Genomic DNA, 12,373 nt, shown 5'->3' with positions numbered 1-12,373 from the left:
GGGCGACACGCGATGAGCTTCCGGAACATCTCGGCCTGGGCGATCCGCAACCCGGTCCCGCCGATCGTCCTCTTCGTGTTCCTGACCGTCGCGGGGCTGTTCAGCTTCGCGAACATGGATGTGAACAACGATCCGGACATCGACTTCCCGGTGGTGTGGGTCTCGGTCAGCCAGCCCGGCGCGGCGCCGAGCGAGCTTGAGACCCAGATCACCCAGAAGGTCGAATCGGCGGTGCGCTCGCTGCAAGGCATCGACCAGATCGATTCCACTGTCTCCGAAGGCAATTCGCAGACCATCGTCCAGCTCAACATCGGCACGCCGATCGATCGTGCGGTGGAGGATGTGCGCAGCGCGATCCAGCAGATCCGCGGCTCGCTGCCCGACGGCATCCTCGAACCCCAGGTGGGCCGCGCCAACACCACCGACAAGGACATCGCCAGCTTCACCGCGGTCGCCACCGACATGACCGTCGAGCAGCTGAGCTGGTATATCGATAATACCGTGTCGAAGGAGCTGCTCTCGGTTCCCGGCATGTCGGCGGTCAACCGCAACGGCGGCGTCGATCGCGAGATCCGGGTGATTCTCGATCCCGCCAAGCTCCAGGGCGTCGGGCTGACCGCCAGCCAGGTCAACCAGCAGCTCCGCGCGGTCAACATGAACGCCGCGGGCGGGCGCGCCGAAATCTCGGGGTTCGAGCAATCGGTTCGCGTGATCGGCAACGCCAAGGACGCCTATACGCTCGGCCAGAGCCTGATCTCGACCGGCGGCGGACGGACGGTCCGTCTCGCCGACATCGCCCGCGTCGAGGACAGCTTTGCCGAACAGCGCAGCCTTGCCAGATATAATGGCCGCCAGGTCGTCTCGTTCGACATCCAGCGCGCCAAGGGCGCATCCGACGTCACCGTGTTCGAGGAGACCGAGAAGAAGCTCGAGAAGCTTGAAGAGACCAATCCCAAGGTCAAGTTCGAGCTGCTCGACAACAGCTCCAAATACGCCAAGCAGCAATATCATTCGGCGATGGAGGCGATGGTCGAAGGCGCGGTGCTCGCGGTTGTCGTCGTGTTCCTGTTCCTGCGGGACTGGCGCGCGACCTTCATCTCGGCGCTGGCGATCCCGCTCTCGGCGATCCCGGCCTTCTTCTTCATGGACATGCTGGGCTTCACACTCAACCAGATGACGTTGCTGGCGCTGTCGCTGGTCGCCGGCGTGCTCGTCGACGACGCGATCGTCGAGATCGAGAATATCGTCAGGCATATGCGCATGGGCAAATCCGCCTATCAGGCATCGATCGACGCCGCCGACGAGATCGGGGTGGCGGTGCTCGCCACGACCATGTCGATCGTCGCGGTGTTCCTGCCGGTCGGCCTGATGCCGGGCGTATCGGGCCAGTTCTTCAAGAATTTCGGCCTGACCGTGGTTGCCGCGGTGCTGATGTCGCTGGCGGTCGCGCGGCTGCTGACGCCGATGATCGCGGCCTATTTCCTCAAGGCCCATGGCGAGGAGTCGCACGGCGAGAGCCGGGTGATGAACTGGTACGTCAACCTGCTGCGCTGGACGCTGCGGCACCGCTGGAGCGCGGTGCTGGCCGGGTTCGTATCGTTCGCGCTGACGGTGCTGTGCTTCGCGATGCTGCCGATGACCTTCCAGCCGACCCAGGATCGCGACAGCGTCCAGGCGACGGTCGAAATGGTCCCGGGAACGCCGCTCGATAAGACCGATGCCATCGTCAAGCAGGTCGCCGCGATCCTCAAGGCCGACCCGCTGGTCACCGACGTCTACGAGCGCAGCTTCGTCGGCAGCGGCCGGGTCGGCGCCGATTTGCAGGAACACCGCAAGGAAACCAGCAACGAGTTCGAGAAGCGTCTCGCGCCAAAGCTGACCGCCATACCCGATGCGCGCGTCTCGTTCCGTTCCCAGTTCGGATGGGGCGGCAGCGGTCGCGACATCTCGGTCACGCTGGGCGGCGAGGATCCGATCGTGCTCAACGACGTCGCCAACCGACTCGTCACCGAAATGGCCGGGCTGCCCTCGCTGGTCGCCCCGCGCGTCGCCGGCGACCTGCAGCGCCCCGAAATCATCGTCAAGCCGCGCCTCGATCTGGCCGCGAACCTCGGCGTCACCACCGCCGCGCTGAGCCAGGCGATCCGTATCGCGACGCTCGGCGAGATCGACCAGAACGCCGCGAAATTCTCGCTCAGCGACCGCCAGATTCCGATCCGCGTCGCGATCGACGAGAATGCGCGCGAGCGGCTTTCGACGATCCAGAACATGCCGGTGCAGACCCAATCGGGCGGATCGGTGCCGCTCAGCGTCATCGCCGATATCAGCTTCGGTGCCGGCCCGACCCGCATCCAGCGCCTCAACCAGCAGCGCCGCATCGTCGTCGGCGCCGATCTCGCGATCGATCCGAAGACCGGCAAGAACTATGTCTCCAGCGACGTGATGAAGGCGATCCACGCGCTGCCGTCGATGAAGAATCTGCCGGTGGGCGTGGGCGAGATGTCGGTCGGCCAGGCCAAATGGCAGGCGGAGATGCTCAAGAACTTCTTCATCGCGCTGGCCGCGGGCATCTTCCTGGTCTTCGCGGTGCTGGTGCTGCTCTATCGCCGCTTCATGTCGCCGCTGGTCAACATGGGCTCGCTATTGCTGGCGCCTTTGGGCGGGCTGCTGGCGCTGCTGGCGACGGGCAACCCGCTGTCGCTGCCGGTGTTCATCGGCATCCTGATGCTGTTCGGCATCGTCGCCAAGAACTCGATCCTGCTGATCGACTTCGCGATCGAGGAGATGAACAAGGGCGTCGACAAGTTCACCGCGATCCTCGACGCCGGGCACAAGCGCGCCCAGCCGATCGTGATGACCACGGTGGCGATGGTCGCAGGCATGGTGCCGACGGCGATGTCGCTTTCGGGCGACAGCTCGTGGCGCGCGCCGATGGGCATCGTCGTGATCGGCGGGCTGATCCTGTCGACGATCCTGACTCTGGTGATCGTGCCGGCGAGCTTCAGCCTCGCGGTGGGCGTCGAACAGTGGCTCGGGCCGCGGCTTTCGAAGCGGCTGCTGACCTATCGTCCCGGCGACGATGGCAGCCGGGTGATCGGCAGCGACGGCAAGGGCGGCCTGATCGACCACCAGCCCGGGGACGATGCGCCGCAGCCGGCGGAGTGAACCTCCTGCCGTCTCAGGGATTGGGGAGCGTGTGACGAGGTCGCGCGCTCCCCTTCTCGTATCTCCGCCCGAGCTGCGGCGGATGCGGTTGGTCGCGACCGGGCTGCTGGTGGCGATGGCCGGGCTGTTCCTCGCGACGCGCGCCTTTGATCATGCCCACCCGGCGATCGGCTATGTCCGGGCCTTTGCCGAGGCGGCGATGGTCGGCGGGCTGGCCGACTGGTTCGCGGTCACCGCTCTGTTCCGTCACCCGCTCGGACTGCCGATCCCGCACACCGCGATCATCCCGCGCAACAAGGACCGGATCGCCAGCACGCTTGCCCAGTTCCTGCGCGATAATTTCCTGACGCCGGCGGTGGTGGCGCGGCGGATGCAGCGCGTCGATATGGCGCGCGCCGCCGGCCGCTGGCTGGCCGACCCCGGCGCCAGCCGCGGGCGGCTGCGCGCCGGGGTCGGGCGGCTCGCCGCCGACATGCTCGAAGCGCTCGATCAGGAGCGGCTGGGCGGCATGGCCAAGCGCGCGCTGGCCGACCGGCTCCGCGCGCTGGAGATCGCGCCGTTGCTTGGCCGCGCCCTCGCCACCGCGATGGCCGAGAATCGCCACCGGCCGCTTCTCGACGGCATCGTCCATTGGGCGGCACGGGTGCTCGACGCCAATGAACATATGATCCGGACGATGGTCCATGAGCGCGCCGGATCGGTGCTGCGCTGGACCGGGCTCGACGAAACGCTCGCCAACAAGATCATCGCCGGGCTCGCCAAGCTGCTCGGCGACATGGCCGAGGATCCCAACCATCCGCTGCGCGCCAAGGCCGAGGAAGGGCTGGCGCAGCTGGCGCACGACCTTCAGCACGACCCCGCCAGGCGTGCGCAGGTCGAGGGCTTCAAGAACGAACTGCTCGACAATCCCGCCTTGGCGGACTGGTGGCTTGGCGTATGGGAATCAGGGCGCGCCGCGCTGCTGCGGGCCGCGCGCGATCCCGACCGGATGCTGTCCGGCGAGCTCGGTGACGCGCTGCGGCAACTGGGCGAGACGCTGCAGAGCGATGCCCGGCTCGCCGATACCATAAACCGCTTCGTGCGCCGCGCCGCAGTGGGCGCGGCATCCGATTATGGCGACGGCATCGTCCGGCTGGTCTCGGACACGATTCGCGGCTGGGACGCCGAGACGGTGACCGGTCGGCTGGAAAACGCGGTCGGCCGGGATCTGCAATATATCCGCATCAACGGCACGCTGGTCGGCGGCCTGGTCGGGGTGGCGATTCACGCCGTGGACGCTTTGCTTTGATCGATTTCCCGTTCTCCTGCGAAAGCGGGGTCGGGAGTTCGAGCCGCACCGCTTGTGATCCTGCGCTCCTCCTTCGCAGGAGCGCAACTGCATCCGCTACCGCCAGTCCAGTTCCGGCCAGCCCTTCTCGCCCGCCAGCGCCTTGAGCGGCCCGTGCGCGTTGACTGCGAAGCCCTCATCCGCCCAGTCGAGCAACGGCGCGTCGGAGACATGGTCCGAATAGGCGCGGATATGCGTGTCTCCGCGCGCGATCCCCGCCCCGCGCATCCAGTCGAGGGTCATGCGGAGCTTTGCGGGGCCGTAACAGTTATCCCCTTCAAGATCGGAGAGAATACGCCCTTGGCCATCGCGCTTCGCCTGTGTGGCGACGACAGCATCGAACCCCAGACGGCGCGCGATCGCGGCGGCGTAATAGCCGTGCGAGGCGGTCGCCATCACCAGCGTATACCCCGCCGCGCGGTCCGCCGCGATCCGCTCGCGCGCGCCGTGGAGCACGCCATGCTCGAGCTCGGCATCGGCGAAGCCCTCCGCGATCGCCTCCATCTCGGCGGGCGTCAGCGCGCGCCCGAGCATCAGCCGCTGCGTGAACCGCTTGAGCCCGGCACGATCGGTGAGCTTGAGCAGATAGCCCAGGGCCGCGACGCCGGCGATCGGATAGAGCGCCAGCCGCCATGGCGCGCGCCGCCTGGCCGAGGCGATCAGGAACCGCGTCCACGTCGCTTCGCGCGTGATCGTCTTGTCCATGTCGTAAATCGCCAGGTGCCGCATTGGGACATGTAAAACGACGCATTGTGCGCAGACCAGAGCAAATCCTTGCCGCAGAAGGGCGAATCGCCGAAAGGTGGCGGTCATGAAGGGGCCTGCCGACTTCGAGCGTGTGGATTCGGGAGGAAGCGTCGCGCTTCGCTTCACCGGCAATCTGTCGCTGGCGTGCATTGGCGACCTCCCCGAACGGCTGAGCACGGTGCAAGGGCCGGTCGCGACGCTCGACCTCAACAATATCGAGCGGCTCGACACAGTCGGCGCCTGGCTGATCCACCGTTTCGCGCGCGAGCACCGCTCCGAGATCGTCGGCATGCAACCCGACGAGAAATATCTGCTCGAACAGGTCGCAGCTTCGGAATGCCCGATGGAGCCCGCGCGCAGGGAGCCCGGGCTGATCCCGCGCGTGCTGGGCGAGATCGGCGATGCCGTCGTGACTTCGGGCAAGACGCTTTACGGCCTGCTCGGCTTCCTCGGCGCGACGCTCATCGCGTTCTGGAACGTGGCGCGGCACCCGAGCCGCTTCCGCGTCAACGCCACGGTCCAGCGCTTCGAGGTCGTCGGCGTCTCGGCGCTCGGCATCATCGGGCTGATGAGCTTCCTGATCGGCATCGTCATCGCCCAGCAGGGCGCGGTCCAGCTGCGCCAGTTCGGCGCCGAGATCTACACGATCAACCTGGTCGGCCGCATCACCCTGCGCGAGCTCGGCGTGCTGATGACCGCGATCATGGTCGCCGGCCGTTCGGGCTCGGCCTTCGCCGCGCAGATCGGCACGATGAAGCTGACTGAGGAAATCGATGCGATGCGCACGATCGGCGTCTCGCCGATGGAGGCGCTGGTCCTGCCGCGCTTCTTCGCGGTCGTGCTGATGATGCCGCTGCTCGCTTTCTATTCGGCGCTGATCGGGATCATCGGCGGCGGACTGCTGTGCTGGGCCCAGCTCGGCATCCCGCCGGTCACCTTCATCATGAAGATTCGCGAAGTCGTGCCGATGACCGATCTGTGGGTCGGGCTGATCAAGGCGCCGGTGTTTGGCGCGATCATCGCCATCGCCGGCTGTTTCCAGGGCATGCAGGTGGAGGGCGATGCCGAGCAGGTCGGCCACCGCACGACGACCGCCGTCGTCCAGGCAATCTTCCTGGTGATCGTGCTCGACGCGTTCTTCGCGGTCTTCTTCAGCCAGATAAAGTGGATATGAAACGCCCGCCGCGCTCCGAGACCGTCATTCGGGTCCGAGGCCTCACCAATGGCTTTGGCGACCAACTGGTACATGACGGGCTCGACCTCGACGTGCGCCGCGGCGAGATACTTGGCGTGGTCGGAGGATCGGGCACCGGCAAATCGGTGCTGATGCGTTCGATCATCGGCTTGCAGACGCCACTGTCGGGCGAAGTCGAGGTGTTCGGCGAGTCCACCGTCGGCCGCGACGAGACCGAGGCGACCGAGGTCCGCAAGCGCTGGGGCATCCTCTTTCAGGGCGGCGCCCTGTTTTCGACGCTGACCGTCGCCGAGAACGTCCAGGTGCCGCTCAAGGAATTCTACCCCGGCCTCGGTCAGGCGCTGCTGGACGAGATCGCCGGCTACAAGGTGCTGATGAGCGGCCTGCCCGCCGAGGCCGGGCCCAAATATCCGTCCGAGCTTTCGGGTGGGATGAAGAAGCGCGCCGGTCTCGCCCGGGCGCTGGCGCTGGATCCCGAGCTGCTGTTCCTCGACGAGCCGACCGCCGGCCTCGATCCGATCGGTGCTGCCGCCTTCGACGCGCTGACCGCATCGCTCCAGAAGACGCTGGGGCTCACCGTGTTCCTGATCACCCACGATCTCGACACGCTCTATGCGATTTGCGACCGTGTCGCCGTGCTCGCCGACAAGAAGGTGATCGCGGTCGGCACGATCCCGGAACTGCTCGCGCTGGACCACCCCTGGATCCAGGAATATTTCAATGGGCCGCGCGGGAGAGCCGCGGTCGCCGGCAAGGCCAGGCATGAGGCGCAGACGCCCGATGCCCGGCCCGCGCATGAGGATAAAGCCTGATGGAAACGCGATCGAACCATGTGCTCGTCGGCAGCGTCGTGCTGATCCTGCTCGCCGTGCTGGCGCTTTTCGCCGTCTGGCTCGCCCGGCTGAGCGGCGGCGACGACCGCGAATATGACATCTTCTTCAAGCAGGCGGTCGATGGGCTCAGCGCGGGCTCGCAGGTGACCTTCTCCGGCGTCCCTTCGGGGCAGGTGAAGGAAATCTCGTTCTGGCGCCCCGACCCCAGCCTGGTGCGCGTGCGCATCGCGGTGAAGCCCGGTGTGCCGATCCTCGAAGGGACCACCGCGACGATCCAGGGCAGCTTCACCGGCCCGTCGTCGATCCAGCTCGACGGCGCGGTAAAAGGTGCCCCCCCGATCGTCTGCCCGGCACAGAATCCGCAAGCGGCGTGCCCGCTCGGCGTGCCGGTGATCCCGACCAAGGCCGGTGGTCTCGGTGCGTTGCTCAGTTCGGCGCCGAAGCTGCTCGAGCGGCTCTCGACGCTGACCGAGCGGCTGACCGAGCTGCTCGGCGACAAGAACCAGAATTCGATCGCCGGCATTCTCGCCAACACCAACCGCCTGACCGACGCCCTCGCCGATCGCGGGCCCGAGATCGCGGCGACGCTCGCCGAGACGCGGATCGCGATCCAGAAAGCGGGAATCGCCGCCGAGCAGATCGGCAACCTTGCCGACACCACCAACGGTGTGCTCGCGGACAATATCAAGCCGACGATCGCCAATCTCAACAAGACCATCGCGGCGGCGCAGAAGAGCATGGAGACGCTCGACGCGACGATCGGCGACGCCCGTCCGGGCATCCAGGCCTTTTCGAAGAAGACGATCCCCGAGGTCGGCCAGCTCGTCCAGGATCTGCGCGTGATGTCGCAATCGCTGTCCTCGGTCGCCGAGAAGATCGATCAGGGCGGCGCCGGCAACATCCTCGGCGCGCCCAAGCTGCCCGACTACAAACCCGGCAACAGGAAGTGAGCGTCATGCCGAAGAAACCCGTTTTCCTCCTCGTTCTACTTCCGCTGGCGGGATGCATCTCGTTCGGAGCCAAGCCGCCGGCTTCGTACCTGACGCTCGATCCGGCGGCGCCGGTCGCGGTCGGCGAGGCGCAGAGCTCGGCCAATGCGCCGACGATCACCATCGCCGTGCCCGCCGTGCCGCAGGAGCTGGCAACGCAGCGCGTGCCGGTCCATGCCGGCGGTCAGGCGGTCGCCTATGTGAAGGACGCGATGTGGGTCGAGCAGCCGTCGCGGCTGTTCGCCCGCCTGCTCGCCGATACGATAACCTCACGCACCGGCCGCGTCGTGCTCAGCAGCCGCCAGTCGCAGCTCGATCCGGGCGCGCAGCTGACCGGCGAGCTGCGCCGCTTCGGGATCGACGAGGCCGGCAGCGAGGCCGTCGTCACTTTCGACGCCTCGTTGATGCGCGGCACCGCCTCGGTGTTCGAGAAGCGCCGTTTCGAAGCGCGCGTGCCGGTTGCCAAGATCGAAACGGCTGCGGTGGGCGCGGCGCTCAACCAGGCAGCGAACCAGGTAGCGGGCGAGATCGCCGACTGGATCGGGCGCTAAAGTCCCAACGTTTATTGCTTGCGGCGGACTCCAGGGGCGAGGTCACAGACTTCGAGCCCCGTCGCCACCGTCGGCGCGGCAGGCTTTTCGCGCGAGGCGATCAGCGCCGCATAGCGTTCATTGTCGGTCGCGCGGTACTGGAAGACCGGGCGCTCGTCGCCGGGCAACTGGCTCGCCAGCCGCACCGACGCGATTGCCGTGCGCTCGGCCTCGGTCGCGTAGACGCCCATCGCGGCGCTGCTACGCGGCATCGCCGACATGAACTGCATGCCTTCGACGATCCGCCCGACCACGGTGTAGTTGCGGTCGAGCCGGCGCGCCGACTGGCCGATCGGCGTGAACAGCTCGGTGCCGGCACCTGTGTCTGGCAACTGGTCGCGGGCGACGCCGACCATGCCGTAGCAATGCGTGAGCCATGCGGTCTTTCCATCGCTCGCGATCGGCCAGCCATCGGCGGTAACCCCCGAAGCGGCAGAATAGCCATCGGCCTTGGACAGCTTCTGCGCGAACGCCACCGGTCCGATCTCGAACTCGGCGGGCGGACGGGCGATGATCTCGGGCGGCGCGGTCTTCTCGTTGCCGCCCCACTGGGTCACCCAATTCTCCTGGACGCGATAGACGCTGGTATTGTCCCACCAACGCGCCATCGCGATCTTGCGGATATTCGAGACATGGCCCGGCGCCAGCTTCGCGGCGAGCCGGATGAACACCTGGCGCCCGTCCTTGAAGGTGATCACCATGATCTCGTCGTCGGGAATGTCGTGCCAATCCTCGGGAATCGCGTCGCTCGGCAGCGGCGCCGCGGTCTGGGCGGTGGCGGGATAGGCGGCGGAGAGCGCGAGCAGCGCGAGGAGGGGTTTGAGCATGCGCCGAAACTGACACGCCGCGCCGCGCTTGCCTAGCTCCCTCGCACGCTCTATCGGCAGCGCCTTCCAGTGCATGCGGAGCGGTGGCCGAGTGGTCGAAGGCGCTCGCCTGGAAAGTGAGTATACGGCAAAACCGTATCGAGGGTTCGAATCCCTCCCGCTCCGCCACTTCTAAAAAATCAAGTAAAATCAATGGGTTATAGAATCTCTCGTCTCCGCCCAGCCGCCGGAAAATATCATATGGATTCAATGATATAACTGGAAATCCGACGATACTGATCGCTTTACCGTATCAGATGAAATTAGGACTGAAAGTAGGACATTGATATACTTTGACGCCGTTTAGCCTGTGCCCGCTAAGCAAGGTCCTAATTTGGCCGCTTGCGGACAGGCAGCTTTTGGCAAACAGGTGCGCCAAAGGGGACGTTCATTCAGCTCATAATTCCCAAACAAAACTCACAAGCGACATTCGGGCTGCCGTCTTGTTCCACGAAGCCAGCCGCTTGTTATGTGCCCGCTAAGACTGGATCGGGCCGGCTACAGCCTGCGGCGTTGGAAAAACAGAACGAGAGGCTGGCCTCGTCAGCGGATTGTCGACCTCGCGCTTAGCGTTGGGCCATGGCAACCGCCTGATATCTCCCGCTTCGGAAGGAAAGCTAGCACGGCCTTGTTGACCCGCAGACTTTTCAGATTGATCGTGATTACGGGGAAAACAAGGACTGGGGGCGCCGCCAGCGGCGGTGAGCGGGGGCATGTTGATTGAGTGCGATAGTCTGGATGGAGTGCTTTATCAGCTCTATTCGGCAATCAAGGCCGACGGCCACTGGCACGGCGGCGGGACGCGTGGGGAGTCCAAGGAACTGCTGGGCGTCTCGCTCAAAATCAAGAAACCACGGGCGCGGCTGAGTCTTTCGGAGAACAGGGGCAAGCCTTTCAGCGCCCTGGGCGAACTGCTGTGGTATCTTTCCGGTTCGGAGAGCCTGGCCTTCATACGGGACTATGTGCCCGCCTATGAAGAAGACGCCGTCAACGGCATCCTCGAGGGCGCCTACGGTCCGCGTCTGATGGCGATGCGTGGGCAGATCAATCAACTGGACAGCATCCATGCGTTGTTGACGAAGAAGCCGGGGTCGCGCCGGGCCGTTATTCAGCTTTTCAATGCCGAGGACATCGCTACCGACCACGCGGAGATCCCCTGCACAACAACGCTGCAGTTCCACCTTCGGGAAGGGGTACTGCACATGTCTGTGACAATGCGATCCAACGATGCGTACTGGGGCCTGCCTCATGACGTGTTTTGCTTCACGATGCTGCAGGAGATGATGGCGCAGCGGCTCAGTGTCCTTCTCGGCGAATACCATCAGTATGTCGGCAGCATGCACGTGTACAAAGATTATCTTGGTGGGGTCGACGCCTACATCGCGGAAGGCTTCCAGCAGACCAGCGAGATGCCGCCAATGCCGTCGGGCGATCCCTTTCTTCTGGTCGAACAGCTCATCGCGATCGAAACGAGACTGCGCGCCGGCGAGGAGCTGGACGCCTCGGCGGTGATGAACGATTCGTATTGGGCCGACCTCGTGCGGCTCCTCCAAGTCTTCTGGGCGAAGGAACAGGTCGAGCGCCAACCCGGACGGTTGGAGGTGCTTCGGGCGGAGCTGGCGACATCCTTCTACAAGCCCTACGTCGATGGGCGCCTCTTTCTCGCGCGCCGCGCCGCCGAAAAGGCGAGAGCTGCGAATGCCAATGAGGGAGGCACCAATGTGGTCATCTAAGGAGGGTGAACGGAGGCGCATTGTCACGGCGCTCGTCGCCGCAAGGGGCGCACTCGGTCTGCAGGGCCTTCCCGACAACGCCACGGTCGAGGCGCTATCGATGCAGTTCATCGCGAGCCTTCGGCGCGAGGAGTATTACCGCCTTGTCCAGGCGAAGCCCGTCGGCGCGGATCGCGCAAATCCGAACAGTCTGTCATTCGACCCTGAACGCGCGGTTGCACACCACATGCAACAGGGGCGTGTCGACGAAGCTGGTTGGCTAATTTTCCTGATGACCCACTTCGCGCGCCCTGTCGGCGGCTGGCGGCGTTTGAAGGATGTCTATGGCCGCCTCGGCGCGGGCACATGGGATTGGGCGACGGTCGTCGCCGATCCCAACGCCTTCTATGACTGGGTCGCGGCCAATTGGCAGGACGTGGGGGGCAGCTTCGGCAACCACCGCAAGTATGAAAGCCTAGACCCGGCCAAGAACCGACCAATGAGGCGGGCGGTGGCCGACTATCTCGCATGGATCGGACCGGCAGGACACGCCGCGTTCTTCGCGAACGCGGTCCACGCCGCCGGCAACGATCCCCATATTATCTTCGACCACCTCTATCGCAGCTTGAAGGTCCGCTCCTTCGGCAGGCTAGCGAAATTCGACTATCTCTCGCTCGTCTCCCGCTACCGTCTCGCCCCGATCGAGGCGGGCTCGGCATATCTGGACGGCGCCACCGGACCGGGCCGCGGCGCGCGCCTCCTGATCGACGGCAACCCTACGAGCGGGACCGGGAATGCCGCCATCCAAGCCCGCCTTGACGAAGTCGACGCGGGCCTCGCCGTTGGCATGGCCGTCATGGAGGACGCGCTCTGCAACTGGCAGAAGTCGCCTCGGCGCTTCGTCCACTACGTCGGATAAGCCTTATCCTACCCGCTGTTCAGCGGCGGG

The 12,373-nt window shown here is 65.5% G+C and carries 10 protein-coding genes and 1 tRNA gene; 9 read left to right on the top strand and 2 right to left on the bottom strand.

Features of this window, described 5'->3' with window-relative positions; all coding sequences use genetic code 11:
• Positions 1-12: 12 nt before the first annotated feature.
• Both KF730_RS13660 and KF730_RS13655 read left to right on the top strand, forming a co-directional pair.
• The gene (locus KF730_RS13660; protein ID WP_294098061.1) at positions 13-3,165 is read left to right on the top strand and encodes an efflux RND transporter permease subunit; all 3,153 of its coding nucleotides are present in this window, start codon (positions 13-15) and stop codon (positions 3,163-3,165) included.
• Between the two features lie 82 nt (positions 3,166-3,247).
• Positions 3,248-4,453, top strand: a complete 1,206-nt coding sequence (locus KF730_RS13655) for a DUF445 domain-containing protein (protein ID WP_294099881.1) — start codon at positions 3,248-3,250, stop codon at positions 4,451-4,453.
• 96 nt (positions 4,454-4,549) lie between these two features.
• On the opposite strand, the gene KF730_RS13650 is transcribed toward KF730_RS13655, so the two are convergent.
• Positions 4,550-5,221, bottom strand: coding sequence for an HAD-IB family phosphatase (locus tag KF730_RS13650; RefSeq protein ID WP_294098059.1), 672 nt, complete (start codon positions 5,219-5,221; stop codon positions 4,550-4,552).
• An 82-nt stretch (positions 5,222-5,303) separates the two neighbouring features.
• Here KF730_RS13650 and KF730_RS13645 point away from each other — a divergent pair, with 82 nt between their 5' ends.
• The 4 genes from KF730_RS13645 to KF730_RS13630 are packed head-to-tail and all read left to right on the top strand — an operon-like array spanning position 5,304 to position 8,807.
• Positions 5,304-6,413 (top strand): ABC transporter permease, encoded by a 1,110-nt coding sequence (locus KF730_RS13645; RefSeq protein ID WP_294098058.1) that lies wholly within the window; start codon positions 5,304-5,306, stop codon positions 6,411-6,413.
• Positions 6,410-7,246 carry an ABC transporter ATP-binding protein gene (locus KF730_RS13640; RefSeq protein WP_294098056.1) on the top strand — a complete coding sequence of 279 codons (837 nt, stop codon included), beginning with the start codon at positions 6,410-6,412 and terminating at the stop codon, positions 7,244-7,246. Before KF730_RS13645 ends, KF730_RS13640 begins: the two co-directional genes overlap by 4 nt.
• Complete coding sequence (locus tag KF730_RS13635; RefSeq protein WP_294098052.1) at positions 7,246-8,217, top strand: MlaD family protein; 972 nt, start codon at positions 7,246-7,248, stop codon at positions 8,215-8,217. Before KF730_RS13640 ends, KF730_RS13635 begins: the two co-directional genes overlap by 1 nt.
• Before the next feature lie 5 nt (positions 8,218-8,222).
• A complete protein-coding gene (locus KF730_RS13630) occupies positions 8,223-8,807 on the top strand; it encodes an ABC-type transport auxiliary lipoprotein family protein (protein WP_294098051.1) in 585 nt (194 codons plus the stop codon).
• Between the two features lie 11 nt (positions 8,808-8,818).
• Here the strand turns inward: KF730_RS13630 and KF730_RS13625 are convergent, their stop codons facing one another.
• Positions 8,819-9,673, bottom strand: coding sequence for a peptidylprolyl isomerase (locus tag KF730_RS13625; protein ID WP_294098049.1), 855 nt, complete (start codon positions 9,671-9,673; stop codon positions 8,819-8,821).
• Between the two features lie 77 nt (positions 9,674-9,750).
• Between KF730_RS13625 and KF730_RS13620 the strand changes: the two genes are divergently transcribed.
• From KF730_RS13620 to KF730_RS13610, 3 genes are all read left to right on the top strand, one after another.
• Positions 9,751-9,841 (top strand) — tRNA-Ser (locus KF730_RS13620).
• Between the two features lie 584 nt (positions 9,842-10,425).
• Positions 10,426-11,445 carry a thymidylate synthase gene (locus tag KF730_RS13615; protein WP_294098048.1) on the top strand — a complete coding sequence of 340 codons (1,020 nt, stop codon included), beginning with the start codon at positions 10,426-10,428 and terminating at the stop codon, positions 11,443-11,445.
• Entirely contained in the window at positions 11,432-12,343 is a 912-nt protein-coding gene (locus KF730_RS13610) for a hypothetical protein (protein WP_294098047.1), read from the top strand. Before KF730_RS13615 ends, KF730_RS13610 begins: the two co-directional genes overlap by 14 nt.
• Positions 12,344-12,373 lie beyond the last annotated feature (30 nt).

Source organism: Sphingomonas sp., assembly GCF_019635515.1.
GTDB lineage: Bacteria > Pseudomonadota > Alphaproteobacteria > Sphingomonadales > Sphingomonadaceae > Sphingomonas.
Note: the sequence above shows the minus strand (reverse complement) of the source record. Positions and strands in the feature narration are given on the sequence as shown.